This window comes from Geobacillus thermoleovorans (assembly GCF_001610955.1).
Taxonomy (GTDB): Bacteria; Bacillota; Bacilli; order Bacillales; family Anoxybacillaceae; genus Geobacillus; species Geobacillus thermoleovorans.
Genome location: NZ_CP014335.1, coordinates 2,478,884 through 2,505,515, shown reverse-complemented (window position 1 = coordinate 2,505,515; position 26,632 = coordinate 2,478,884). Strand labels below are relative to the sequence as shown.

24 protein-coding genes, 1 other RNA gene and 1 other annotated feature are annotated in these 26,632 nt (G+C 54.4%); of the genes, 22 read left to right on the top strand and 3 right to left on the bottom strand.

Annotated features, from left to right (window positions below; genetic code table 11):
• The first annotated feature begins 153 nt into the window (after positions 1 to 153).
• The 7 genes from GT3570_RS12700 (at position 154) to yajC (ending at position 5,048) form a co-directional block, all read left to right on the top strand.
• The gene (locus GT3570_RS12700) at positions 154 to 630 is read left to right on the top strand and encodes an intercompartmental signaling factor BofC (protein ID WP_011232069.1); all 477 of its coding nucleotides are present in this window, start codon (positions 154 to 156) and stop codon (positions 628 to 630) included.
• Between the two features lie 103 nt (positions 631 to 733).
• Positions 734 to 1,318, top strand: a complete 585-nt coding sequence (gene ruvA / locus GT3570_RS12695; protein ID WP_011232068.1) for a Holliday junction branch migration protein RuvA — start codon at positions 734 to 736, stop codon at positions 1,316 to 1,318.
• Between the two features lie 25 nt (positions 1,319 to 1,343).
• Positions 1,344 to 2,345, top strand: coding sequence for a Holliday junction branch migration DNA helicase RuvB (gene ruvB, locus GT3570_RS12690; RefSeq protein WP_011232067.1), 1,002 nt, complete (start codon positions 1,344 to 1,346; stop codon positions 2,343 to 2,345).
• Positions 2,342 to 2,548, top strand: a complete 207-nt coding sequence (locus GT3570_RS12685; protein ID WP_013524224.1) for a DUF2905 domain-containing protein — start codon at positions 2,342 to 2,344, stop codon at positions 2,546 to 2,548. Before ruvB ends, GT3570_RS12685 begins: the two co-directional genes overlap by 4 nt.
• A gap of 15 nt (positions 2,549 to 2,563) precedes the next feature.
• The gene (gene queA, locus GT3570_RS12680) at positions 2,564 to 3,592 is read left to right on the top strand and encodes a tRNA preQ1(34) S-adenosylmethionine ribosyltransferase-isomerase QueA (RefSeq protein WP_023633730.1); all 1,029 of its coding nucleotides are present in this window, start codon (positions 2,564 to 2,566) and stop codon (positions 3,590 to 3,592) included.
• A 17-nt stretch (positions 3,593 to 3,609) separates the two neighbouring features.
• Complete coding sequence (gene tgt / locus GT3570_RS12675) at positions 3,610 to 4,752, top strand: tRNA guanosine(34) transglycosylase Tgt (RefSeq protein WP_033014797.1); 1,143 nt, start codon at positions 3,610 to 3,612, stop codon at positions 4,750 to 4,752.
• 23 nt (positions 4,753 to 4,775) lie between these two features.
• Positions 4,776 to 5,048, top strand: coding sequence for a preprotein translocase subunit YajC (yajC, locus tag GT3570_RS12670; RefSeq protein WP_023633728.1), 273 nt, complete (start codon positions 4,776 to 4,778; stop codon positions 5,046 to 5,048).
• 163 nt (positions 5,049 to 5,211) lie between these two features.
• Here the strand turns inward: yajC and GT3570_RS12665 are convergent, their stop codons facing one another.
• Positions 5,212 to 5,595, bottom strand: a complete 384-nt coding sequence (locus GT3570_RS12665) for a TIGR04086 family membrane protein (protein WP_033006360.1) — start codon at positions 5,593 to 5,595, stop codon at positions 5,212 to 5,214.
• A 66-nt stretch (positions 5,596 to 5,661) separates the two neighbouring features.
• Positions 5,662 to 7,224 carry a stage V sporulation protein B gene (gene spoVB / locus GT3570_RS12660; RefSeq protein ID WP_033025909.1) on the bottom strand — a complete coding sequence of 521 codons (1,563 nt, stop codon included), beginning with the start codon at positions 7,222 to 7,224 and terminating at the stop codon, positions 5,662 to 5,664.
• Between the two features lie 111 nt (positions 7,225 to 7,335).
• Here spoVB and GT3570_RS12655 point away from each other — a divergent pair, with 111 nt between their 5' ends.
• The 15 genes from GT3570_RS12655 (at position 7,336) to GT3570_RS12590 (ending at position 25,721) form a co-directional block, all read left to right on the top strand.
• Positions 7,336 to 7,623 carry a post-transcriptional regulator gene (locus GT3570_RS12655; RefSeq protein WP_013524218.1) on the top strand — a complete coding sequence of 96 codons (288 nt, stop codon included), beginning with the start codon at positions 7,336 to 7,338 and terminating at the stop codon, positions 7,621 to 7,623.
• A 112-nt stretch (positions 7,624 to 7,735) separates the two neighbouring features.
• Positions 7,736 to 9,988, top strand: a complete 2,253-nt coding sequence (secDF, locus tag GT3570_RS12650; RefSeq protein WP_047758105.1) for a protein translocase subunit SecDF — start codon at positions 7,736 to 7,738, stop codon at positions 9,986 to 9,988.
• Positions 9,989 to 10,124: 136 nt separating this feature from the next.
• Positions 10,125 to 11,033: a cation diffusion facilitator family transporter gene (locus GT3570_RS12645; RefSeq protein WP_014196411.1), complete on the top strand. Its 909-nt coding sequence runs from the start codon at positions 10,125 to 10,127 to the stop codon at positions 11,031 to 11,033.
• Between the two features lie 57 nt (positions 11,034 to 11,090).
• Complete coding sequence (recJ, locus tag GT3570_RS12640; RefSeq protein WP_042380643.1) at positions 11,091 to 13,457, top strand: single-stranded-DNA-specific exonuclease RecJ; 2,367 nt, start codon at positions 11,091 to 11,093, stop codon at positions 13,455 to 13,457.
• Positions 13,448 to 13,960, top strand: a complete 513-nt coding sequence (locus GT3570_RS12635) for an adenine phosphoribosyltransferase (protein WP_013144641.1) — start codon at positions 13,448 to 13,450, stop codon at positions 13,958 to 13,960. The genes recJ and GT3570_RS12635 overlap by 10 nt, the downstream gene beginning before the upstream one ends.
• Before the next feature lie 148 nt (positions 13,961 to 14,108).
• Complete coding sequence (locus tag GT3570_RS12630) at positions 14,109 to 16,307, top strand: RelA/SpoT family protein (RefSeq protein WP_011232055.1); 2,199 nt, start codon at positions 14,109 to 14,111, stop codon at positions 16,305 to 16,307.
• Positions 16,308 to 16,330: 23 nt separating this feature from the next.
• Positions 16,331 to 16,789, top strand: a complete 459-nt coding sequence (gene dtd, locus GT3570_RS12625; RefSeq protein WP_011232054.1) for a D-aminoacyl-tRNA deacylase — start codon at positions 16,331 to 16,333, stop codon at positions 16,787 to 16,789.
• Between the two features lie 80 nt (positions 16,790 to 16,869).
• The gene (locus GT3570_RS18770; protein WP_014196408.1) at positions 16,870 to 17,043 is read left to right on the top strand and encodes a hypothetical protein; all 174 of its coding nucleotides are present in this window, start codon (positions 16,870 to 16,872) and stop codon (positions 17,041 to 17,043) included.
• Positions 17,044 to 17,277: 234 nt separating this feature from the next.
• Positions 17,278 to 17,841: an alkyl hydroperoxide reductase subunit C gene (gene ahpC, locus GT3570_RS12620; RefSeq protein WP_011232052.1), complete on the top strand. Its 564-nt coding sequence runs from the start codon at positions 17,278 to 17,280 to the stop codon at positions 17,839 to 17,841.
• A gap of 14 nt (positions 17,842 to 17,855) precedes the next feature.
• Entirely contained in the window at positions 17,856 to 19,385 is a 1,530-nt protein-coding gene (gene ahpF, locus GT3570_RS12615) for an alkyl hydroperoxide reductase subunit F (RefSeq protein ID WP_011232051.1), read from the top strand.
• A gap of 205 nt (positions 19,386 to 19,590) precedes the next feature.
• Complete coding sequence (locus GT3570_RS12610; RefSeq protein ID WP_062898466.1) at positions 19,591 to 21,039, top strand: IS66-like element ISBst12 family transposase; 1,449 nt, start codon at positions 19,591 to 19,593, stop codon at positions 21,037 to 21,039.
• 168 nt (positions 21,040 to 21,207) lie between these two features.
• Positions 21,208 to 21,439 (top strand) — a binding site (T-box leader).
• A 46-nt stretch (positions 21,440 to 21,485) separates the two neighbouring features.
• Positions 21,486 to 22,766 carry a histidine--tRNA ligase gene (gene hisS / locus GT3570_RS12605; RefSeq protein WP_011232050.1) on the top strand — a complete coding sequence of 427 codons (1,281 nt, stop codon included), beginning with the start codon at positions 21,486 to 21,488 and terminating at the stop codon, positions 22,764 to 22,766.
• A gap of 4 nt (positions 22,767 to 22,770) precedes the next feature.
• A complete protein-coding gene (gene aspS / locus GT3570_RS12600; protein ID WP_011232049.1) occupies positions 22,771 to 24,543 on the top strand; it encodes an aspartate--tRNA ligase in 1,773 nt (590 codons plus the stop codon).
• 75 nt (positions 24,544 to 24,618) lie between these two features.
• A non-coding RNA gene (gene ssrS, locus GT3570_RS12595) (6S RNA) lies at positions 24,619 to 24,805 on the top strand.
• A 151-nt stretch (positions 24,806 to 24,956) separates the two neighbouring features.
• Positions 24,957 to 25,721: a tRNA threonylcarbamoyladenosine dehydratase gene (locus tag GT3570_RS12590; RefSeq protein WP_014196406.1), complete on the top strand. Its 765-nt coding sequence runs from the start codon at positions 24,957 to 24,959 to the stop codon at positions 25,719 to 25,721.
• Positions 25,722 to 25,863: 142 nt separating this feature from the next.
• Here GT3570_RS12590 and GT3570_RS12585 read toward each other — a convergent pair whose 3' ends face one another.
• On the bottom strand, positions 25,864 to 26,514 hold the full coding sequence (locus tag GT3570_RS12585; protein ID WP_014196405.1) for an RsfA family transcriptional regulator: 651 nt from the start codon (positions 26,512 to 26,514) through the stop codon (positions 25,864 to 25,866).
• Between the last annotated feature and the right edge of the window lie 118 nt (positions 26,515 to 26,632).

The following is a 26,632-nucleotide window of genomic DNA, read 5'->3' as shown; positions in this document are numbered from 1 at the left end:
GATCGAGCGCCGTTGGCTCGAATCCCCGCCCCACTTTTTGGATCGGCGGCAGCTTGCTTGGCAAAAAAGCTGATGGATCAAGGAATAAAATGGCGTCCGCTGGTGAAACTAGTGGCGTAAAGGAACCATCATCCGAGAAGAGAGGAACAAACGATGCGAATTCTTTCCCTCATACTGTGGATCGCCGCCATCGTGTTGCCGGTTCATTCGGCCTCCGCCGCACCGGTTAAGATGACGATTGTGCTCGAGCGGCAATACTTGGACGGAGAGATGAGCGAAGAGAAAGTCACCGAAACCGTCGATTCGATGACAGAAATATGGAAAAAATATCGCGGTTGGCAACTCGTGACGCTCGATGATCAGACGATCGTGTTTCGCAAAACAATCAACGACATTTCGCCGTTGTTAAAAACAAACGGCTACTTCGGAATTACGGACGATGGCACGTTGTCTATCTTCAACGGCAAACCGGGCCGGTCGAGCGAAATCATCCAGTCGTTTTTCCAAATCGACGTGCAAAAGCTCGAAAGCCGTCAGCAAGAAAAGCTGAAGAAAGGAATTCGCGTCCTCTCGAAAGAGCGGTATGAACAAGTGATCGAAATGTACCGCCATTTTGCGGTCGTCCAATAAACCAAGCGAAAGCCCGTGGTGCAAAGCGCATCGCGGGATTTCTTTTTGCTATAATGAAATCATATGATACAATGAAAGGACGAAAAAAGGAGAGGAGCATCCATTGATCGAGTTTATCCGTGGGTATGTCGATTACGTCTGCCCGGAATATATCGTCATCGACCATAACGGCATCGGCTACGAGATCTTTACGCCGAACCCGTTTGCGTTTCAGGAAAGCCGCGAGGCGGCGGTGACCGTCTATACATACGAATATGTACGCGAAGGTGTGCACGCCTTGTACGGGTTCCCAACGCGCGAGGAGCGCAACTTGTTCGCCAAGCTGCTGCAAGTGTCGGGCATCGGGCCGAAAGGCGGCCTCGCCATTTTGGCGGCCGGGCGTCCGGATGAACTGGCGCGGGCCATCGAGGAAGAAAACGAGGCGTTTTTATGCAAGTTTCCAGGCGTGGGCAAAAAGACGGCCCGGCAAATGATTTTGGATTTAAAAGGGAAGCTCGGGGCGCTTGCGGCGCCGGCGGCTGCACGTTCGGCCGCACCGCTTTCCGGTGCGCTCGCCGAGGCGGTGGCGGCGCTCAAGGCGCTCGGCTACGCTGAACGGGAGATCGAGAAAATCATTCCGGCGCTCCGCGAAGAAGCGATGTCGACGGAACAGTATGTGAAGCGGGCGCTGGCGCTGCTTTTGGGATAAACAGCGGCCAAAGGGAGGAATGACGGTGGAGGAACGGCTTGTATCCGGGGAGGTCTTAGGGGAAGAAACTGCGCTTGAACCGAGTTTGCGCCCGCAATATTTGCATGAATATATCGGGCAAGATAAGATCAAAGAAAACTTAAAAGTGTTCATTGAAGCGGCCAAGCTCCGCGAAGAGACGCTCGACCATGTGCTGCTGTACGGACCGCCGGGGCTTGGGAAAACGACGCTCGCCGTGATCATCGCCAATGAAATGGGCGTCAAGCTGCGAGCGACATCTGGACCGGCGCTCGAGCGGCCGGGAGATTTGGCGGCGCTTCTCACTTCGCTTGAGCCGGGGGATGTGCTCTTTATTGATGAGATCCACCGGCTGCCGCGGGCGGTGGAAGAGGTGCTCTATCCGGCGATGGAAGATTATTGCTTAGATATCACGATTGGCAAAGGGCCGGATGCGCGCACGCTTCGCCTCGACTTGCCGCCATTTACGCTCGTCGGGGCGACGACGAGAGCCGGGGCGCTGTCGGCGCCGCTTCGCGACCGGTTTGGTGTCATCAGCCGGCTCGAATACTATCACGTCGACCAACTCGCCCAAATCATTGAGCGGGCGGCGGCCATCTTGCAAATCGGCATCGAGCGCGAAGCGGCGCTTGAGCTTGCCCGTCGGGCGCGCGGCACGCCGCGCATCGCCAACCGTTTGCTGCGGCGCGTCCGCGATTTTGCGCAAGTGCGCGGAGAGGGGGGAATTACGCTGCCGCTTGCTGTCGAGGCGCTCGAGCGGCTGCAAGTCGACCGGCTCGGGCTCGACCAAATCGACCATAAGCTGCTTTCAGCGATGATTGAAAAATTCGCCGGCGGCCCGGTCGGGCTCGAAACGCTGGCGGCCGTCATCGGCGAAGAAGCACAAACGATTGAAGAAGTGTATGAGCCGTACTTGATGCAGATCGGTCTCTTGCAGCGTACGCCGCGCGGGCGCGTCGTCACGCCGGCTGCGTACACCCATTTAGGAATGGAGGTTCCGAAGCGGTGAACAGCTTGCCAAAGTTGATCATGACGATCGGCGTTGTGCTCATCATTGTCGGGTTTGTCATGCAGTTTGTCAAACTCGGCCGCTTGCCGGGGGATATCGTCATCCGCAAAGGGAATATGACGTTTTATTTTCCCGTTGTGACATCCATCTTGCTGAGCGTTGTGTTATCGTTGATTTTTTACGTGCTCGGACGATTTCGCTGAAGGAAGGAGAACTGCATGAAAGTCGATTTGTTTGATTTTCATTTGCCGGAAGAGTTGATTGCGCAAACGCCGCTTCCAGACCGGGCGGCATCAAGGCTCATGGTGCTCGATAAACGAACGGGCGCCATTCGCCATGAAACGTTTCGCAACATTATTTCGTACTTGAATCCGGGCGACTGCCTCGTTTTAAACGATACGCGCGTCATGCCGGCGCGGCTTTACGGCGAAAAAGAGGAAACGGGCGGAACGGTCGAAGTGCTGCTGTTAAAGCAATTGGACGGCGACCGTTGGGAGACGCTCGTCAAGCCGGGAAAACGAGTCAAGCCAGGAACGAAACTCACCTTTGGCGAGGGGAAGCTTGAAGCCGTCTGCCTCGATACGCTGGAACACGGCGGGCGAGTGCTTGAGTTTTCGTATGACGGCCTGTTTTATGAAGTATTGGCCGAACTTGGGGAGATGCCGCTGCCCCCGTACATTAAAGAAAAGCTTGACGACCCGGAACGGTATCAGACGGTGTACGCCCGTGAAATTGGTTCGGCAGCGGCGCCAACCGCCGGTTTGCATTTCACCGAAGAGCTGCTTGACGCCATTCGCGAAAAAGGGGTGCATATCGTCTTCATCACCCTTCATGTCGGGCTTGGCACGTTTCGGCCAGTGCAAGTGGACGAAGTCGAGAAGCACGATATGCACGCCGAATTTTATCAAATGAGCGAGGAAACGGCTGAGACGTTAAACCGCGTCCGGGAGCAGGGCGGCCGCATCATCGCCGTCGGCACGACGTCGACACGGACGCTCGAGACGATCGCCGGCAAACATAACGGCCGATTTGTTGCAGAAAGCGGCTGGACCGACATTTTCATCTATCCGGGCTATGAGTTCAAAGGGATTGATGGGCTGGTGACGAACTTCCACCTGCCGAAATCGACGCTCATCATGCTCGTGAGTGCGCTCGCCGGGCGCGAAAATATTTTGCACGCGTATCAAGTAGCGGTCAAAGAGCGATACCGCTTTTTCAGCTTCGGTGATGCGATGCTCATCATTTGAGAAAGGAGACGAGCACGTTGACGACACCGATTCGCTTTGAACTGATCAAAACGTGCCGGCAGACGGGCGCGCGCCTTGGCATCCTCCATACGCCGCACGGCTCGTTTGAAACGCCGATGTTTATGCCGGTTGGGACGCTCGCCACGGTCAAGACGCTGTCGCCGGAAGAGCTGAAGACAATGGGGGCCGGCGTCATTTTAAGCAACACCTATCATCTTTGGCTGCGCCCGGGGCATGACATTGTCGCGGAAGCGGGCGGGTTGCATGCGTTTATGAATTGGGATCGCGGCATTTTGACGGATTCCGGCGGCTTCCAAGTGTTCAGCCTCAGTGAATTCCGCCGCATCGAGGAAGAAGGCGTCTATTTCCGCAACCATTTAAACGGCGATAAGCTGTTTTTATCGCCGGAAAAAGCAGTCGAGATTCAAAATGCGCTTGGCGCCGACATCATCATGGCGTTTGATGAGTGCCCGCCGTATCCAGCGACGTATGAATACATGAAACAGTCCATCGAGCGGACGAGCCGTTGGGCGGAGCGCTGCTTGAAGGCGCACCGCCGCCCGAATGAGCAAGGGCTGTTTGGCATCGTCCAAGGCGGTGAATATGAAGATTTGCGCCGGCAAAGCGCCCGCGATTTAGTGTCGCTCGATTTCCCGGGCTATGCGGTCGGCGGGTTGTCGGTCGGCGAGCCGAAGGAGGTCATGAATCGGGTGCTTGAGTTTACGACGCCGCTTCTGCCGGCGGACAAGCCCCGCTATTTAATGGGCGTCGGTTCGCCGGATTCGCTCATCGACGGAGCGATCCGCGGCATCGACATGTTCGACTGCGTATTGCCGACGCGCATCGGCCGCAACGGGACGGTGATGACGAGCGAAGGACGGGTGGTGATCAAAAATGCCCAGTACGCTCGCGACTTCTCGCCGCTCGATCCGAACTGCGACTGCTACACGTGCCGGAACTATACGCGCGCGTACATCCGCCATCTCATCAAATGTGATGAAACATTTGGCATCCGCCTCACGTCTTACCATAACGTCTATTTTTTGATAAAATTGATGGAGCAGGTGAGACAAGCGATCCGCGAAGATCGACTCGCCGATTTCCGTGAGGAATTTTTCGAACGCTACGGCTTCAACAAGCCGAATGCAAAAAACTTTTGACGACCGGAAAGGAGGGGGATTGCATGAACGCAGCGATCGCCAATTTGTTGCCGATTGTGCTGTTTTTTGTGATTTTCTACTTTTTGCTCATTCGCCCGCAGCAAAAACGGCAACGCGCCATCCAGCAAATGCAGGCGAATTTGAAAAAAGGCGATAAAATCATCACGATCGGTGGATTGCACGGCATCATCGACTCGGTCGATGAGGACAAAATCATCGTTCGCGCCGGCGACGGCACGCGACTGACGTTCGACCGCTCCGCGGTGAGAGAAGTGGTGGCGGAAAGCAAGGCGTAGCGAAAGCGCGGCCATCGGCGTCTAAGCTTGAGCGCCGATTTGAACGGCGGTGTGAAAAGCGCGAGCGAGACGCAATCTCGTTTCTTACCATCGCGCTCTCCATCACAAAAGGTGTCCCGTTTGCTTTGAGGACACCTTTTGCTTTTGCGCTGGTTTGTCGTTTTTACGTCCGTTCATAGCGCGACGATGACAAATTGACCCCGACGATGCCGCCTAAGGAAGCAGCGGCGAAAAAGGCAAGGTGGTACAGCCATTGTTCGACGGTAAACGATTTTTCCATGCCAAGAAATTGAAACAAAAAGATGATCGCCGTAAATAAGAGGCCGGTCAGCCCGCCGGCGAGCCATCCTTTTTCTTGGCTTTTTCCGCCGGCGACAACGCCGCCGATAAACAGCGAGACAACCGAGGCGGCAAACACGATCCAGGTGAGCGACGATTCGTGAATGTCCGTCCATTTGAGCAACAACGAAAAAATGAAGCTGACGAGCGCCGCCAACACAAAAACTGTGGCGATTCCATACACCAGTGCGCTGCCAAGCCGTGACACCGCGATCCCTCCTTGGCCCAAACGCTTTTTACCACAATATATTCACCGCCGGACAGGTTTAGACGTTTATTTTCGCTTGTTTTTGCCGGCCAGCCAGTGCAGCCCCGGAAGGTAGACGAGCTCTTCGCGCCGGATGAGCCGGAACAGAACGAGGCAGGCGGCATATAGGGCGGCTGTCGCGGCCATGGCAAGCAGCGTCCAAAGCGGTGCGGGCACCGCCAAAAGCGGATGGCGGGAGAGCGCATAGCCGATTGCGCCCGCAGCGATGATGGCGCCAAGCGCTTTGATGTACTCGCGCGCATCGATGGAAAAAGACACCACCTTGACGACCGTGGCAAAGTGAAGCAACGTCACAAGAACGGTGCTGACTGCAGTCGCCAGCGCCGCGCCCATAATGCCCAAACTTGGACGGGAAGCAAGGACGAAGATGCACACGAGCTTCACCACTGCTCCGATCAAGCTGTTCGTCATGGCGGCGTTCGCCAAGTCCAGTCCTTGCAAGACCGCCTGCAGCGGGCCTTGGAAATAATACAATAAGAAAAACGGCGCCATCACTTGAATAAAGATCGCGGCTTCACTTGTGCCGTACATCCAGCGCATGAGCGGCTCGGCGAACAAGTAAAGAACGACGGTGGAAAGGCCGCCGGTGACAAGCGACAAGCGCATCGCCTGGGCGATCCGGTATTCGACCAAAAGCAGCTTGCGTTGCGCCATGGCTTCGCTGATGGCCGGCACCAGGGCGGTCGAAAGCGCGTACGTAATAAACGACGGCAACGTCAACAACGGCAGCGCGTAGCCGACAAGCTGTCCGTATTGCCTTGTGGCAGTGGAGGCGGCGATGCCGGCCAATGCCAAGCTGTTGGCGACGACGATTGGCTCAAAAAACCAAGAAAGCGAGCCGATCAAACGGCCGCCGGTCGTCGGCAAGGCAATGCGCATGAGGCGGACGAACGTCTCTTTGCCGGCTTGGACGTAGTGAAAAAACTTTGTCCGCAGGCGAATCGATTTTTTAACCTTAAATAAAAACAGCAAATACAATAATGCTGCCAGCTCGCCGAGAACGGAAGACGCCATGGCGCCGGCGGCGGCATACTCGACGCCGTACGGCAAAAGCGGCTGTGTGCATAAAGCGATCAAGCTGATGCGGACGATTTGTTCCATCAAGAGCGAGTAGGCGTACGGTTTCATTTGCTGGCGTCCTTGAAAGTAGCCGCGCAGCACCGAAGAGATGGCGACGATCGGCACAATTGGAGCGATGGCAAGAAGCGGATAGTACGTGCGCGGGTCGGTGAACATCGTCCGGGAGAGCCATGGCGCAGCAGCGATCAACGCCGGCAGAAGCACGATGCTTAGCGCGCCGGTGGTGGCCAGCGACACGACGAGAATTTGTTTCACCCGCTGCCGGTCGCCGGCCGCCTCTGCTTCGGCGACGAGTTTGGAAATGGCGACCGGCAGCCCGATCTGCGTCGCGGTAATCGCTAAAACGAGCGTCGGCACGGCCATCATGTACAGCCCGACTCCTTCATCGCCGATCATGCGGGCGACGACAATTCGGTTGATGAAGCCGAGAATTTTCGTAATAAAGCCAGCGGCGATTAAAATGACCGTACCTTGTAAAAATTTAGACATTTTCTCCCCCTGCCTTCTCAAATGCCTCCGTCTTTTATACAATATATGCAAGGCCCATGGCCAAGCATGACAAGATTGGCAGGCGGCAATGGATACAAGGGGGTATGGGGGATGGATGAAAACCGGAAGCTGCGCGAACAGCTCATGCCGGCGCTCGAGTCGAAGTGCGATGAGTTTCGTCTTCTCGGCTATACGCAAGTGACGATGGACGGGCTGTGGGAATGTTTATGTTCCCGCAAGTGGAAGCATCGGCCGGCGGAAAAAAAACTGCATGAGTTGGTCAGCGACATTTTCTCTCTTTCGCCGAGCGAGTATATGATGTTTTTGACGATGCGTTCGTATAAGCAGCAGGCGGCCGGCGATGATGAGTTGGAGCGGGTTTTAAAGGAATTGTTATAGTGGAAAATTGACACTTGCCGGCTGCTGTTTCATAATGGAAGGCGAGGCCAATGTTTTGCTTGGCGCTGCGGCGGACGGCGCCGAGGCAAGTTGAAGGAGGATCTTAAGGAGAATGGTAAAACGAAGCCGCATCGTCGCCTTTTTTCTGCTCCTGCTTTTGTTCGCCGGAGTGATGGGGCCGACGATTCAAGGAATTGTACATAACATCAAACTGGGCCTTGACTTGCAAGGCGGTTTTGAAGTGCTGTATGAAGTGAAGCCGGCCAAAAAAGGCGATAAGATTGACCAAGAGACGCTGCAAAGCACCGTCAGCGCGCTGAATAAACGGATCAACGTCCTTGGCGTCAGCGAGCCGCGCGTTGACATCGAGGGAGGAAACCGCATCCGCGTCCAGCTCGCCGGGGTGAAAGACCAAAATGAGGCGCGCGAAATTTTGTCCACGCAGGCGAAATTGACGTTCCGCGATGTCAATGACAACGTGCTTATGGACGGAAGCGACCTCGTCCAAGGCGGAGCGAAGCTGTCGTTTGATGAAAACGGCCGGCCGAGCGTCGCTCTGAAATTGAAAGACGCCGACAAGTTCCGCCAGGTGACGGAAAAAGTATATAAAATGGGGCCGCCAAACAACATTTTAGTCATTTGGCTCGATTTTAAAGAAGGGGTGGACTCCTACCGGAAAGAAGCGGGCAAAGCTGATCCGAAATTTATTTCCGCCGCTTCAGTCAACCAAGTGTTCAATCAGACGGATGTGTCGATCGTCGGCAATTTTACGGTCAAAGAAGCGCAACAGCTGGCCGATTTGCTCAATGCCGGCGCGCTGCCGGTCGAGCTGCATGAAATTTACTCCACGTCCGTCGGCGCTCAGTTTGGGAAAAACGCCCTGCAAAAAACGGTGTTGGCCGGCATCATCGGTGTGGCGGCGATCTTCTTGTTCATGATTTGGTTTTACCGGCTTCCCGGGATCATCGCCGTCATTACGCTGTCGGTATACATTTATTTGATTTTGCTTTTGTTTGATTGGATGAACGTCGTTATGACGCTGCCAGGCATTGCCGCCCTGATTTTGGGGGTTGGGATGGCGGTCGATGCCAACATTATTACGTACGAACGGATCAAAGAGGAGCTGAAGCTCGGCAAGTCGATGCTGTCGGCGTTCCGTGCTGGCAACCGCGGGTCGTTTGCGACGATTTTTGACGCCAACCTTACGACGATCATCGCCGGCGCTGTTCTTTTTATTTACGGGACAAGCTCGGTGAAAGGGTTTGCGACGACGCTCATCATCAGCATCGTCGTCAGCTTTCTCACCGCCGTTTACGGCACGCGGCTGTTGCTCGGACTGCTTGTGTCAAGCCGCTGGCTCGATAAAAAGCCGGAGTGGTTTGGCGTCAAAAAGTCGGAAATCTTAAACATTGCCGAAACGACCGAGGAAACGGAAGTGCCGACGAAGTTTGACCGCTGGGATTTTGTCAAACATAGCAAAAAGTTTTTCATTTTCTCTGGCGCATTGACGATCGCCGGCGTCATCTCGTTGTTTGCCCTGGGGCTGAATCTTGGCATTGACTTCACGAGCGGAACGCGCGTTGAGGTGACGAGCAGCCAGCCGATCGATGCAAAAGAGTTGAGCGGCTATTTCGAGCGGCTCGGCTACAAGCCGGAAGATGTCGTCCTGTCCGGCACGGATGGGAAAACAGGCGTCGTCCGCTTGATTGGCGTGCTCGATAAGCAAGAAATTGCCAAGCTGAAAAATGAATTGAAGCAAGCGTATGGCAACGAACCAAACATCAGCACCGTCTCTCCGGTCGTCGGCAAGCAGCTGGCTCGCAACGCGCTCATTGCTGTGCTTATTTCATCCATCGGCATCATTCTTTACGTGACGATTCGCTTTGAGTGGCGAATGGCGCTCGCAGCCATTGTCGCCTTATTGCACGATGCGTTTTTTATTATTACCGTGTTCAGCTTGACGCGTCTTGAAGTCGATTTGACATTCATCGCCGCGGTGCTGACGATCATCGGGTACTCGATCAACGATACGATCGTCACGTTTGACCGCATCCGGGATTTGATGAAAAAGCGGAAAGTGAAAACGGTCGACGACTTGAAGCATATCGTCAACCGGGCGTTGCAGCAAACATTTACGCGCTCGGTCAATACCGTCTTGACCGTCTTGTTTACGGTCATCGCGTTGCTCATCTTTGGCAGCGAAGCGATCCGCAATTTCAACCTCGCCTTGCTCGTTGGACTTGTGTGCGGCGTCTATTCGTCGCTTTGCATCGCTTCTCAGCTTTGGGTCGTTTGGAAAGGACAGGAGCTCAAAAAAGGGAAAGGAGCCAAAAAAGCGGCGGCCGAGGCCGAACCGCAAGTGTAACAGCGCGCCGGAAAAGCGAATGTGCTTTTCCGGCGCCTTTTTGTTCGGTGCAATGCTTAGGGCGGAAAATGGATACACTAACCGTCAGATGCAACATAGGCAGCGCGTGAGGCTGCTGAATGCAAAGGTGGGGGAGATGGCCATGGAACACGAACAGCGGTTCAGGCAGGCGAAAACGGCAGCGATCGTCGGGATCGCTGGAAATATGGCGCTTGCTGCTGTCAAGGCGGCGGTCGGCGTGTGGAGCCAAAGCCAAGCGTTGATCGCTGATGCCGCCCATTCAGCGTCCGATGTTGCCGGCTCGTTCGCCGTTTGGGTCGGACTGCGGGCCGCTGCGCGCCCGCCGGATGAGGATCATCCGTACGGGCATGGGAAAGCGGAATCAATCGCCGCCATTATTGTGGCGGTTCTTCTATTTCTCGTTGGGATCGAGATCGGGCGCTCGGCGTTTCTGTCATTTTTCGCCCCACTGTCGCCGCCCGGGGCGGCCGCCATTTACGTCTTGTTGTTGTCGATTGCTGTCAAAGAAGCGATGTTTCGCTATAAATACCGGCTCGGGAAAAAGCTAAACAGCGATGCGCTGATCATCAACGCCTATGAGCACCGATCGGATGTGTTTTCGTCGTTTGCTGCGCTCATCGGCGTCGGCGCCGCCATTGTCGGTGGAAAATGGGAGATTGACTGGCTTGTATACGCCGACCCGCTCGCCGGATTGTTCGTCTCGCTGCTTGTTCTGAAAATGGCATGGGACCTTGGCCGACAGTCGGTCCATACGGCGATCGACCATGTGCTTCACGAGGAAGAGGCCGGCTATTTGCGCGAGGCGGTCTTGTCCATTCCCGATGTGCGGCAAATCAATGAGCTGCATGCGCGCGAGCACGGCCATTACGTCATCGTCGATTTGAAAATCGCCGTCGATCCGCAATTGACGGTCGAAGAGGGGCACCGGATCGGAAAGAAAGTGAAAGAAAAACTGCTGACGCTGCCGCGCGTCCGCAATGTCATGGTTCACATCAACCCGTACAACCCGGAAAAAAAACCGTAATGTCGTTGCCTGCCCTTTTCTCCTTTTTGTATAATAAGGAGAGTTGAGGTGGGAGACATGTTGAAAGCGAAAACGCGTTGGGAGGTGGAGCGCCTCGATGAGCAGGCGGTGAGGCGGCTGGCTGAGGAAGCCGGCGTCACGCCCTTATTGGCGAGGCTTCTCGTCCGCCGCGGGGTGCGGACGGCCTCGGAGGCGGCGGCGTTTCTCAATCCGCTTGAGCAACCGTTTCATGATCCGTTTTTGCTTGATGGGATGGAGCGAGCGATTCAGCGTCTAAAGCGGGCGATCGACGCGGGTGAACGCGTGTTGGTATACGGCGATTACGATGCCGATGGCGTTTGCAGCACGTCGGTGATGGTGAGTGCTCTCAAGGAGGCGGGGGCGTCGGTCGAGTTCTACATTCCGAACCGATTTACGGAAGGATACGGGCCGAACATGGCGGCGTTTCGCTCCGCAAAAGAGCGCGGCGTTTCCGTCATTGTGACCGTCGACAATGGGATTGCGGCGGTCAAGGAAATTGCGGCCGCCAACGAGTGGGGGATGGATGTCATCGTAACGGATCACCACGAGCCAGGTCCGGTGTTGCCGGAGGCGCATGCGATCATTCATCCGAAGCAGCCGGGAAGTACATATCCGTTTCGCGATTTAGCCGGCGTCGGCGTTGCGTTTAAGGTAGCCCATGCCTTGCTTGGGCGGGTGCCGCGCCATTTGCTTGATTTGGTCGCGATCGGCACGATCGCTGATTTGGTTCCGCTTGTTGGGGAAAACCGCCTCTTTGTTGCACACGGGCTTGAAGCGTTGCGAGCGACGGAGCGCATCGGGCTGCGCGCTCTTTTTCGGCAATGCCGCATTGATGCGGCGGCCATCAACGAACAGACGGTCGGATTTGTCATCGCTCCGCGCTTGAACGCGGCGGGGCGCCTCGGCGGCGCCGATCCGGCAGTGGCGCTCTTAATGACGGACGATGAGAACGAAGCGGTGCAGCTGGCGGCGGAGATGGACGAGTTAAACCGCGAACGTCAGCAGCTTGTGGCACAAATCGCTGAAGAAGCGGCGGACATGGTGCGCCGCCAATTTCCTCCTGAGGAACATCGCGTCTTGGTTGTGGCAGGCGAAGGATGGAATGCCGGAGTGGTGGGCATTGTCGCTTCTAAGCTTGTCGAGCAGTTTTACCGCCCGGCGGTCGTGCTTTCAATCGACCGGGAAAAAGGGATCGCCAAAGGGTCAGCCCGCAGCATTCATGGGTTTGACTTATTCGCCAGCCTGTCGCAATGCCGCGACCTGTTGCCGCACTTTGGCGGCCACCCGATGGCGGCGGGGATGACATTGTCGCTTGATGATGTCGAAGAATTACGGCAACGGCTGAACGACATCGCCGCCGAAACGTTGTCTGAGGACGATTTTACGCCGCCGACGTTCATTGATGCTTCCTGTTCGATTGCTGAGTTGACGCTGTCGGCCGCCCGCAGCCTTGAGCGGTTCGCTCCGTTTGGCGTCGGCAATCCGCGGCCGCTTGTTCTCATTGAAGGGGCGTCCGTTGAAACCATGCGGCGCGTCGGGGCGAACGGAGCCCATATGAAAGCCGTCTTTTCCCAAGACGGGGCCGCGATCGATGCCATCGGCTTCGGCCTTGGGCCGTTATGCGAAGAAATCGCTCCGGATGCGCGCATTTCGGCGGTCGGGGAGCTGTCGGTGAACGAATGGAACGGGTTCGCCAAGCCGCAGCTGTCGTTGTGTGATCTGGCGGTCAGCGACTGCCAGCTGTTTGACGTCCGCGGCTGCCGCGACGTCCGTCCACTTCTTGAGCGGCTGCCAAAAGAGAAGCGGCTAGTCGTCTCCTTTCGCTGTGAAACTGGGCAGCGCCCGGACGTGGCGCCATTTCGCGGGGAGCTTCATTGCGTGCCGACCGAAGAAGAGGCGGGCGCCTTATCGATTGACGACCGCTATGTCGTGCTGCTTGACGTGCCGCCGCGGCTGGCCTTGCTGTCGGCGCTTCTTGGCAGCGGGCGGCCGGCGCGCATTTACGCGGTGTTTGCCCAGCCCGAGGCGCAATTTTTCCGCACGTTTCCGACGCGCGAACATTTTAAATGGTTTTACGCCTTTTTGCATCAACACCGTTCGTTTCCGCTCGCCAAGCGCGGTGGTGAGCTGGCCCGCGCCCGCGGTTGGACGGAAGAGACGGTTCATTTTATGGCGAAAGTATTTTTAGAGCTTGACTTTATCAGCGAACAAAACGGCGTCATTTCGCTCGTTCATCAGCCGGCGAAGCGCGATTTGCACGAATCGCCGACGTACCGCCGGCGGCGGGACGAGCTCGAGGCGGAGCATCAGTTAGTCTATTCCACTTACGAGCAATTGAAACGCTGTTTGGCGGAAATGACACGTTCGCAAACGCACGAGGAGGCAAACGTATCATGGACTTAAAACAATACATTACGATTGTGCCCGATTTCCCGAAGCCGGGCATCATGTTTAAAGATATTACAACGCTGATGGACAACGGTCCGGCGTACAAATATGCGACCGACCAAATTGTTCAATATGCGCGCGAAAAACAAATCGATATCGTCGTTGGTCCGGAAGCGCGCGGCTTTATCATCGGATGCCCAGTCGCCTATGCGCTTGGCGTCGGATTTGCGCCGGTGCGCAAGGAAGGGAAGCTGCCGCGCGAAGTCGTCCGTGTGGAGTATGGCCTGGAATATGGAACAGATGTCTTGACGATGCATAAAGATGCCATTAAGCCAGGGCAGCGCGTGTTGATCACCGACGACTTGCTGGCGACGGGCGGGACGATGCGGGCGACGATCGATTTGGTGGAACAGCTCGGCGGAGTGGTGGCCGGATTGGCGTTTTTGATTGAGCTTACCGAGCTTGGCGGCCGCAAAAAATTGGAAGGCTACGATATTTTGACGCTGATGCAGTTTTAAACAGTCGACATTGTTCGCATCTTCGGATACAATAAAGAAAAAAGGGGCACTCACACATGAGTGCTCTTTCTTATTAACCGTATGAACGCAACGGACCTCTGTGCTTTGCAGCTTCAATTTTAATCGATTAAAAAGGTGATTCAACCCTATGGCCAATGAACAAGTGCTGACAGCGGAGCAAGTGTTTGAACGAGCGAGCTGTTATTTGTCGGAACAAGACGTCGCCTTTTTGAAAAAGGCGTATGAGTTTGCCAAGCACGCCCATCGCGACCAATTTCGGAAATCGGGCGAACCATACATCATCCATCCGATTCAAGTCGCGGGCATTTTGGTGGACTTAAAGATGGACGCGACAACGATCGCCGCCGGGTTTTTGCATGATGTCATCGAAGACACCGAGGCGACAAAAGAAGACCTCGAGCGCGAGTTCGGCGCGGAAGTGGCGATGCTTGTCGACGGGGTGACGAAGCTTGGGAAAATTAAATATAAATCGCAGGAAGAACAGCAGGCGGAAAACCACCGGAAAATGTTTTTGGCCATGGCGCAAGATATCCGGGTCATTTTGATCAAGCTCGCCGACCGGCTGCACAATATGCGGACATTGAAACATTTGCCGGCCGAAAAACAGCGGCGCATTGCCAATGAGACGCTCGAAATTTTCGCTCCGCTCGCGCATCGGCTCGGCATTTCGAAAATCAAATGGGAGCTTGAGGATACGGCGCTTCGCTATTTAAACCCGCAGCAATATTACCGCATCGTCAATTTAATGAAGAAAAAGCGGGCCGAGCGCGAGCAATATTTGGAGGAAGTCATTCAAGAAGTGCGCGAACGGCTCAACGAAGTGCATATTCCTTGCGAAATTTCCGGGCGTCCGAAACATATTTACAGCATTTATCGAAAAATGGTGATGCAAAATAAACAGTTCAACGAAATTTACGATTTGCTCGCTGTCCGCATCATCGTCAACAGCATCAAAGACTGCTATGCTGTATTGGGGATTATTCATACATGTTGGAAACCGATGCCCGGGCGCTTTAAAGACTACATCGCCATGCCGAAGCCGAACATGTACCAATCGCTCCATACGACGGTGATCGGCCCAAAAGGCGAACCGCTTGAGGTGCAAATCCGCACGTTTGAAATGCATCAAATCGCCGAGTTCGGGATCGCCGCCCACTGGGCGTACAAAGAAGGAAAGACGATCAAACCCAACTCGTTTGAAGAAAAGCTGTCTTGGTTTCGGGAAATTTTGGAATGGCAAAACGACGCCAGCAATGCCGAAGAGTTCATGGAATCGCTCAAGATGGATTTGTTTTCCGACATGGTGTTCGTCTTCACGCCAAAAGGCGATGTCATCGAGCTGCCGGCCGGATCGGTGCCAATCGATTTCGCTTACCGCATCCATTCGGAAATCGGCAACAAGACGATCGGGGCGAAAGTCAACGGCAAAATGGTGCCGCTTGACTACAAGCTGCAAACGGGCGACATCGTCGAAATTTTAACTTCCAATCATTCGTACGGTCCGAGCCAAGACTGGCTGAAACTGGCGAAAACGTCGCAGGCGCGCAACAAAATCCGCCAGTTTTTCAAAAAGCAACGGCGCGAAGAAAACATCGAAAAAGGCAAAGAGATGGTGGAAAAAGAGGTGCGCAGCCTCGGCTTTGAGCCGAAAGAAGTGATGACGGCGGACAACGTAAAGCGCGTCGCCGAAAAGTTCAACTTCTCGAACGAAGACGATATGTATGCGGCAGTCGGCTATCATGGCATCACAGCGGCGCAAATCGCCCATCGGTTGACGGAAAAATGGCGGAAGCAGCGCGATCTCGAGGAACAGCAGCGCAAACTGGCCGAAGCGGTCTTCGAAGCCAAGCTGCCAGCTGGCAAAAAGCGCGACTGCGGCATTCGCGTCCAAGGAATGGACAACTTGCTCATCCGTTTGTCGCGCTGCTGCAACCCGGTGCCGGGCGATGAAATTATCGGCTTCATTACCCGCGGCCGCGGCATTTCCGTCCACCGCGCCGATTGCCCGAACGTCAAGACCGAAGAAGCGGCCGATCGGTTGATTGCCGTAGAATGGGAGAGCGGAGCAAACGGCGAGCGTGAATATAACGTGGACATTGAGATCACCGGATTTGACCGCCGCGGTTTGCTGAATGAGGTGCTGCAGGCGGTGAATGAAACGCGCACCGATATTTCCGCCGTCTCGGGACGCTCAGACCACCGACATAAAATTGCGACGATCCATATGACAATCGCCATTCATAATTTGAGCCACTTGCAAAAAGTCGTCGAACGAATCAAACAAATTCCCGACATTTATTCCGTCCAGCGCTTGATGAACAACTAAGGGCGGCGAAAGGAGGGATGCAAGTGAGAGCGGTCATCCAGCGGGCGAAAGAGGCCAAAGTCACCGTCGGCGGCGAAGTCGTTGGTGCCATTGATGCGGGTTTTGTCGTCCTTCTTGGCATCACGCATGAAGATACAGAAGACGATGCTGCCTATTTGGCTGAGAAAATCGCTCATTTGCGCGTTTTTGAAGATGAAGACGGAAAAATGAACCGCTCCTTGCTTGACGTCGGCGGGGCGGTGCTGTCGGTGTCGCAGTTCACCCTTTACGGCGACTGCCGAAAAGGCCGGCGCCCGAACTTTATGGCGGCGGCCAAGCCCGACCATGCCTTGCCGCTGTATGAGGCGTTCAACGCCGCTTTGCGCGAAAGAGGCGTTCATGTAGAAACCGGCGTATTCGGTGCGATGATGGACGTATCGCTCACAAACGACGGGCCAGTCACCTTGATCATCGACAGCAGCGAGAAACTGGGAAACAGATGAAGTTTCCCGGTTTCTTTTTTATTTTCGGCGAAAAATGGGAAAGATGAAAACAGTGGCATAGCAGAGAAAGGAGGAGGGCGATGCGGCAGACGAGAAAAAGTGAACAGGCGCACCAGGCAAGCGATGTGCTGTCCGTCGACTTTCACGAATGGGTGCGGCTCGAGGCCCAATATAGAGCGTTTGAGTTGGCATCCGAATTCGGTGTGGCGCCGAAAGACGTACAAATGTTGAAAAAACAGCAGCCCCGCCCGTAAACATGGCGAGTTGGAAGGAGCGCACGGGGCGTGTGGATGTTTCGTGGGCCTAGGCGGTGTGGCCGTTCAGACGAAACAGCTGCGAATGAGCGCTGCGCATCCGCTCAACACTGATCCGGCTCGGTAGAGGAAAAAATCCATTGCATATGTATTGACAAACATATGCCCCTATATGATAATAAGTATTGGTTTAAAATTATTATAAATTAACAGTCGCAGGAGGTAGATGAAGCAATGTCTTTGGTTGGGAAAAAAGTACAACCATTCCGTGCCCAAGCGTATCACAACGGCGAATTCATCGAAGTGACAGAGCAAGACTTCATGGGGAAATGGAGCATCGTTTGCTTCTATCCAGCGGACTTTACGTTCGTCTGCCCGACGGAGCTCGAAGATTTGCAAGATCACTACGCGACGTTTAAAGAACTTGGCGTGGAAGTGTACTCGGTTTCGACCGACACTCACTTTACTCATAAAGCATGGCACGATACATCGCCAGCCATCAGCAAAATCGAATACGTGATGATTGGCGATCCTTCGCATCAACTGTCGCGCATGTTTGATGTGCTCGATGAAGAACAAGGATTGGCGCAGCGCGGCACGTTCATCATCGATCCAGACGGCGTCATTCAAGCGGTGGAAATCAATGCGGACGGCATCGGCCGCAACGCCAGCACGCTGATTGATAAAATTAAAGCGGCCCAATATGTGCGCAACCATCCGGGTGAAGTCTGCCCGGCGAAATGGAAAGAAGGAGCGGAAACGCTGAAGCCAAGCCTAGACCTCGTCGGCAAAATTTAAGGGGGGCTTAGGCGATGCTGCTGGATGCTGACATCAAGGCGCAACTAGCCCAGTATTTGCAATTGCTTGAAAATGATATTGTCTTGACGGTAAGCGCGGGAGACGACAACGTTTCCCGCGATATGCTTGCTTTAATCGATGAATTAACGGCGATGTCGTCGAAAATCAAAGTGGAAAAAGCGAAGCTGGAACGAACGCCAAGCTTCAGCGTCAACCGGGTCGGCGAAAACACCGGCATCACCTTCGCCGGCGTGCCGCTCGGCCATGAATTTACGTCCCTCGTTTTGGCGCTGCTTCAAGTGAGCGGGCGGCCGCCGAAAGTCAGCCAAGACGTCGTGGACCGCATTCAACAAATCAGAGGCAAACATCATTTTGAAACGTACGTCAGCCTGACCTGCCACAACTGCCCGGACGTCGTCCAAGCGCTCAACATCATGAGCGTGTTGAACCCAGACATTTCGCATACGATGATCGACGGGGCGGCGTTTAAAGAAGAAGCGGAGCAAAAAGGGATTATGGCCGTACCGACGGTGTTTTTAAACGGCAAACTGTTCGCGAGCGGCCGCATGTCGCTTGAAGATATCCTCGCCAAATTAGGGAGTGCTCCGGATGCTTCTTCCTTTGCTGACAAAGAGCCGTTCGACGTGTTGGTGATCGGCGGCGGCCCTGCGGGTGCGACAGCAGCCATTTACGCAGCGCGCAAAGGCATTCGCACTGGGATTGTTGCGGAGCGCTTCGGTGGACAAATTTTAGATACGCTCGGCATTGAAAACTTTATCAGCGTCAAATATACGGAAGGACCGAAGCTTGCGGCCAGCATTGAGGAACATGTGAAGCAATACAACGTCGACATCATGAACTCGCAGCGGGCAAAACGACTCGAGAAAAAAGACTTGATTGAAGTCGAGTTGGAAAACGGCGCCGTGTTGAAAAGCAAAACGGTTGTGATCGCAACGGGCGCCCGTTGGCGCAACCTTGGCGTGCCGGGCGAGGAAGAGTTCAAAAACAAAGGGGTCGCCTATTGCCCGCATTGCGATGGCCCGCTGTTCGAAGGGAAGCACGTGGCGGTCATCGGCGGCGGGAACTCTGGAGTCGAAGCGGCGATTGACCTCGCTGGCATCGCCAGCCATGTGACGCTGCTTGAGTTCGCCCCTGAACTCAAGGCCGATGCTGTTTTGCAAGATCGTTTGTACAGCTTGCCGAACGTAACGGTGATTAAAAACGCGCAAACGACGGAAATCACCGGCACGGACAAAGTCAACGGCTTGACGTACATTGACCGGGAAACAGGGGAAGAACATCATATCGAATTGCAAGGCGTGTTCGTGCAAATCGGCCTTGTTCCGAACACCGAATGGTTGGAAGGAACGGTGGAACGGAATCGCTTCGGTGAAATTATCGTCGATAAACGCGGCGCGACGAACATTGAAGGCGTCTTTGCCGCGGGCGACTGCACGGACAGCGCCTATAAGCAAATCATTATTTCGATGGGCTCGGGTGCAACCGCAGCGTTAAGCGCGTTTGATTATTTGATTCGCCATTAAAGAGAGCCGAAGGTGGACCGCCTCTTCGATCCCATGGAGGGGCGGTTCAATGAATCGGCTCTCTTTTTTTACAACAAGGAGAAAAATGCGATGAGACATCAAGGTTTTTCTCTTGTAACTATTCAGCCACATCATAAAGTGAGCTGAATATTTTCTTCTTTCCTTGTCTATGATGTGAATATTGATAGACAAGGAGGTGAATCGCATGTTGACGGTACAACAAGCTGTATTTACAGTTGAGAGCTTAATCGGCAAAGTTCAACAACAAAAACAGCTCATTCATCAACTCATTCAAGAAAATGAACATTTGCGTCACGAAAACAAACAACTACGCAAAGAAAATGAACAACTGAAGTACCGTGTTCAAGAGCTGGAAGCACGCACGAAAAAAAACAGCTCCAATAGCCATTTGCCCCCATCTTCTGACCGTTTTGAGAAAAAGCGTTCCTCCCGCGAGCCGTCTGGCAAAAAGCCTGGTGGGCAAGAGGGACATGAGGGGAAGACGCTCCGTCAAGTGGAACATCCACATCATCGTGTCGTCCACCGTGTGCATACGTGTCAAGGATGTGGAGCTTCTTTGCGTGAAGTCAAACCGTTCAAAGTCGATATCCGTCAAGTGTTTGATGTCCCTCCTGTGGCGATCGAGGTGACACAACATGAACGTGAAGTGAAATCGTGTCCACATTGTCGATGCGTGCAACAAGCCGAATTCCCATCCCATGTCACGAATCATGTGCAATACGGTCCACGGCTCACGGCGCTCGTTGTTTATTTACATCATATCCAATTGATCCCGTACAAGCGTTTAAGTGATACAATCGAAGCGTTATATCAACACTCGATTAGTACAGGAACCCTTGCCAATATGGTGAAACGAGGACGCGAAGCGCTGGAATCAAATATGGACATCATCGAAGACGCCTTACTTGAATCCAACATCCTGCATGTCGATGAAACGAGTTTGCGCATCAATGGGAAACTCGCATGGGTGCATGTCGCGTGTACATCGAGATATACATACTTGGCTCCTCACGCTTCTCGTGGAAAAAAAGCGACCGATGATATCGGGATTCTTCCCCGATATGAAGGGACGATGATGCACGATGCGTTCGGTACGTATCCGAAATACACACATGCCACCCATGCCCTTTGTCATGCCCACCATTTGCGTGAGTTAAAAGGATTCATCGAACAGGGGCATACGTGGGCGATGCGCATGACCACGTTTCTGTTAGCCGCCAAGCAAGCCGTCGAAGCCCATCACGGTGCACTTTCCGAAGAAGAAGCGAGACGGTGGGAACGAGTGTATGATCGCATCCTAGAAAGAGCACAACACCGATTGGAAACGATGACGCCTCTTCCGAAAAAAGCACTCGCTTTTGTTCGACGCCTTCAAAAACGAAAGGAAGAAGCGCTGCGTTTCTTACGTGAAGTACATGTTCCCTTTGATAACAACCAAGCCGAACGCGATCTTCGCATGGTCAAAGTCAAAGAGAACATTTCGGGTACGTTTCGCGAAGAAACATTCGCGCAGTCGTTTTGCATCGCAAGAAGCATCGTTTCCACACTGACGAAACACGAAAAAAACGTGTGGGATTCGTTATGTCTTCTGTTGGCAGGCGAAACGATCGATCGAGTTCTTTCCGCTACCTAGGGCATTTTCTATGACCGAAATGCCCTATTTGTGCTGGGCTTTTTTATACACTAGCACTGGGGTGAATAGTTACTTTCTCTTTGCGAACAACCATGAATCACAGCTGCTAGGACAACTTGACAAACGGGCGAGATTGTCCGTAATATAAAATTACATCTTTCTCATACGGAACAACCGATGATGGAGAAAAGTAGTTAAGGTCCACATGGCCAGAGAGGAAGCGCCCAAGGCTGCGAGCGCTTCTCCATGATGGCTTAACGAAAGACACTCCGTAGGTTTCCCTTTGAACGCGCTTTGCGCCAGTAAAGGGGAACGTGTGCCATGCGTTAATGGCGACAAGCGGAAGCCGGATCGGCTTCAATTAGGGTGGCACCGCGGGAATGACGCTCTCGTCCCTATCGATCACAGGGACAAGGGCGTTTTATTTTGGGCAAAGGAGGATGAGCATGGCTTTTCAAATTCCAAGAGGGACACAAGATGTGCTGCCGGGTGACTCGGAAAAATGGCAATATGTCGAGCACATTGCCCGCAGCCTCTGCAGCCGGTATGGGTATCAGGAAATCCGGACGCCGATTTTTGAACATACGGAGCTTTTTTTGCGCGGCGTGGGGGATACAACGGACATTGTGCAAAAAGAAATGTACACGTTCGAAGACAAAGGGGGGCGCGCGCTGACGCTCCGCCCGGAAGGAACGGCGCCGGTTGTCAGAGCGTTTGTCGAGCATAAGCTGTACGGCAGTCCGAACCAGCCGCTGAAATTGTATTACAGCGGGCCGATGTTTCGCTACGAGCGTCCGGAAGCGGGACGGTTCCGCCAGTTCGTCCAGTTCGGCGTCGAGGCGCTCGGCAGCAGCGATCCGGCGATTGACGCCGAGGTGATGGCGCTAGCGATGCATATTTACGAAGCGCTTGGCTTAAAACGGATCCGGCTTGTCATTAACAGCTTGGGCGACCTTGACAGCCGCCGGGCGCACCGAGAGGCGCTTGTTCGCCATTTTTCAAACCGCATCCACGAGCTGTGCCCGGACTGCCAGACGAGGCTTCATACGAATCCGCTCCGCATTCTCGACTGCAAAAAAGACCGCGATCATGAGCTGATGGCGACGGCGCCGTCGATTTTAGACTATTTAAATGACGAATCGCGCGCCTATTTTGAGAAAGTGAAACAATACTTGACAGCGCTCGGCATCCCGTTTGTCATCGATGCGCGGCTCGTGCGCGGGCTTGACTATTACAACCACACGACGTTTGAAATTATGAGCGAAGCGGAAGGATTTGGCGCGGCGGCGACGCTGTGCGGCGGCGGGCGTTACAACGGGCTTGTCCAAGAAATCGGCGGTCCGGAGACGCCGGGCATCGGCTTTGCCTTGAGCATCGAGCGGCTGTTGGCCGCCCTTGACGCCGAAGGAGTGGAATTGCCGGTGGAGAGTGGGCTTGACTGCTATGTCGTCGCTGTCGGTGAGCGGGCGAAAGACGAGGCGGTCCGCCTCGTTTATGCATTGCGCCGCTCCGGATTGAGGGTCGATCAAGATTATTTGGGCCGAAAATTGAAGGCGCAGCTGAAGGCCGCCGACCGGCTTGGGGCATCGTTTGTCGCCATTATCGGCGATGAAGAACTCGAGAGACAGGAAGCGGCGGTAAAGCATATGGCGAGCGGCGAGCAAACGAATGTACCGCTCGGCGAGTTGGCGCACTTTTTGCATGAACGGATCGGGAAGGAGGAGTGAGCGAATGGAACGCACATATTATTGCGGAGAAGTGCCGGAAACGGCCGTCGGCGAGCGCGTCGTGCTCAAAGGCTGGGTGCAAAAGCGCCGCGACTTAGGCGGCCTCATTTTCATTGACTTGCGCGACCGAACGGGCATCGTCCAAGTTGTCGCCAGCCCGGACGTGTCGGCTGAAGCGCTGGCGGCAGCGGAGCGCGTGCGGAGCGAATACGTTTTAAGCGTCGAAGGAACGGTCGTCGCCCGCGCGCCCGAGACGGTCAATCCGAACATCGCGACCGGCAGCATTGAAATTCAAGCGGAACGAATCGAGATCATCAACGAGGCAAAAACGCCGCCGTTTTCGATTTCCGATGACACGGATGCGGCGGAAGACGTGCGCTTAAAATATCGGTATTTGGATTTGCGCCGCCCAGTCATGTTTCAAACACTGGCGCTTCGCCACAAAATCACAAAGACGGTGCGCGACTTTTTGGATAGCGAACGCTTTTTGGAAATTGAAACGCCGATGTTGACGAAAAGCACGCCGGAAGGGGCGCGTGACTATTTGGTGCCAAGCCGCGTCCATCCGGGCGAATTTTACGCCTTGCCGCAGTCGCCGCAAATTTTTAAGCAGCTGCTCATGGTCGGCGGCGTGGAACGGTACTACCAAATCGCCCGTTGCTTCCGTGACGAGGATTTGCGCGCTGACCGCCAGCCGGAATTTACGCAAATCGACATCGAAATGTCGTTTATCGAACAAAAGGATATTATGGATTTAACCGAACGGATGATGGCTGCCGTCGTGAAAGCAGCAAAAGGGATCGACATCCCGCGCCCGTTTCCGCGCATCACGTATGACGAGGCGATGAGCCGCTACGGCTCGGACAAGCCGGATATACGCTTTGGCCTCGAGCTCGTCGACGTATCGGAAATCGTCCGTAATTCAGCATTTCAAGTGTTCGCCCGCGCCGTCAAAGAAGGAGGCCAAGTGAAGGCGATCAACGCGAAAGGCGCTGCCCCTCGCTATTCGCGTAAAGATATTGACGCCTTAGGAGAATTTGCCGGCCGCTACGGGGCGAAAGGGCTCGCCTGGCTGAAAGCGGAAGGCGAAGAGCTGAAAGGACCGATCGCCAAGTTTTTCACCGATGAGGAACAGGCGGCGCTGCGTCGAGCGCTTGCTGTCGAAGACGGAGATTTGCTTTTGTTTGTCGCCGACGAAAAAGCGATCGTCGCAGCGGCGCTCGGCGCGTTGCGGCTGAAGCTTGGCAAGGAGCTCGGCTTGATCGACGAAGCGAAGCTCGCGTTTTTGTGGGTGACGGATTGGCCGCTTTTGGAGTATGACGAAGAAGAAGGGCGCTATTACGCCGCCCACCATCCGTTTACGATGCCGGTGCGCGACGACATTCCGCTGTTGGAGACAAACCCAAGCGCCGTCCGCGCGCAGGCGTACGATCTCGTCTTAAATGGCTATGAGCTTGGCGGCGGCTCGCTTCGCATTTTCGAGCGGGACGTGCAAGAAAAAATGTTCCGCGCCTTAGGGTTCAGCGAAGAAGAAGCGCGCCGCCAGTTCGGATTCTTGCTTGAGGCGTTTGAATACGGCACTCCGCCGCACGGCGGCATTGCGCTTGGCCTTGACCGGCTGGTGATGTTGCTCGCTGGGCGCACGAACTTGCGCGATACGATCGCGTTTCCGAAAACGGCGAGCGCGAGCTGCTTGCTTACCGAAGCGCCGGGGCCGGTCAGCGACAAGCAGCTCGAGGAGCTGCACTTGGCGGTTGTGCTTCCAGAAAACGAGTAACAGCGGCATCTGAAAAAGAAACGTTGGCAATAGATGTTCACAAAGGCTGAAAAATGTGTTACAATAAAACTAACAACCGTCCTAATGTGTTCGTCGGATCACTGATCGTTTTGACCGAACAGTTTATGATCCGGGAGCTCGGGGTTTCCAAGCGGCGTGCACGCCTCTTCGTCACAGGGGAAGCGCAAACCTTGGAACAGGGCACCCACCTATGGGAGAGCGGGTTCAAAACGAAGGCATCGACGGCACGATTGGGACTGGCGACATTAAGGAATCAACAACATTTCCCCTATGCGGATGGCCGCATAGGGGTTTTGTTTTGCCAGCAAAATGCCGTTGCCTCTTTTGCTGTCTTGATGGTAGGATAAAAAGCGGCATAAACATCAATTTTGAAGCAAACGGAGAGGAGAACGATGCTGCACCAATTTTCCCGCAATGAACTCGCGATTGGCCCTGAAGGGTTGGAACGCTTAAAAAACGCCACCGTCGCCGTCCTTGGCGTCGGCGGCGTGGGGTCGTTCGCCGTCGAGGCGCTCGCCCGTTCCGGCATTGGCCGATTGGTGCTTGTTGATCGCGATAACGTCGATATCACCAACATCAACCGGCAAATCCATGCGTTGCTCTCGACCATCGGGCGTCCGAAAGTGGAGCTCATGAAAGAGCGCATCGCCGACATCAACCCGGCGTGCGAGGTGATCGCTTTGCAAATGTTTTATACGGAAGAGACGTATGAGCAATTTTTCGCCTATGATCTGGATTTTGTCATCGATGCGTCCGACACGATTGTGTACAAAGTGCATTTGATGAAACAATGCCTCAAGCGCGGCATTCCGATCATCTCCAGCATGGGTGCGGCGAACAAAATGGATCCGACCCGGTTCCGCATTGCCGATATTTCGAAAACACACACCGATCCGATCGCGAAAGTCATCCGCGCCAAGCTGCGCAAAGAAGGGATCCGCCGCGGCATTCCGGTCGTCTTTTCCGACGAGAAGCCGGTGAAAATCCGCGAAGATGTCCGCCAGGTCGTCGGCAATGACGCTTCGCCGATCCGCAAGGCGAAAATGCCGCCGTCTTCGAATGCTTTCGTTCCATCAGTTGCCGGGCTTATTATGGCTTCCTACGTGATTCATCGTCTATTAGAGGGAATTCCCATAAGGCGCGTTGGCGACGATTGAACGACTCCACCTTCATTTCGAACAAAATGGGAAGGTGGAGATTCCTGTGAACATCGGTGCATTCACCGGTTTGTTAGCGGGCGCTGTCCGTCGTTCCAGCGGTGAAAACGTGTCCCGATGCTTGTTGGGGCACCTTCTTTTTTTATGAATGGGCGAGCGATTCGTTCGATCCGTTCGCCTCGGCGGCAAACAGCTGGGCAAGAGAGAAGCGGTCGCCTTCTTCGGAAGCGAGCTGGCGGGCGCGGGCCATGATTTTCACGAGCGCTTCATAATCTTCTTGCACGGTGGTCTGCCTCGTTTCAAGGCGTTCGAGTTTTTGAGCAAGCTGTTCGTTCCGCGTCTGCCATTCCGCCCGCTCGCGTTTCAGGCGCTCGTTGTCCTGGCGGATCGCTTCCATCTCCTCGATGCCGCGCCGCAATGTTTGCAAAAATGAAATGCACTGCTCCAGTGTCAATGGGGCCGCCGGGAGAAAAGGCGATGACCCTTCGGCGCCATCCCGTTCTCCAGAAGGACTCCAAGCAGCAACCGTACTGTCTTTTTGCCACTTTTTCATCATTTCGAGCGCCCGTTTCCGTTCTTTCCGCTGCTTTTTTGCCTGTTCGATCGCCTCAAGGTACCGTTTGCGCACCTCGGCGTTCCAACGGAATCCGCATGCTGCCGCTGTGCGGTGCAGTTGTCTCCCAACGACTTCAAAAGCGGCAAGTTGCGTTTTTCCTTCGCGTATATATTGCAGCACCGTTTCAGCCAACAGTACATCTTCTTCATGTGACCAAGCATCCTGTCTTGTTTTCATGTTGTCCACCCCATCAAATGGTAATGTTGATATGGTCATAGTTTTTCCGTTTGATTTCCACTTTAAACTTCGCCCTTTTCATTTTTCCCATTTTCATGTATCATAGAAATAGTTTTGT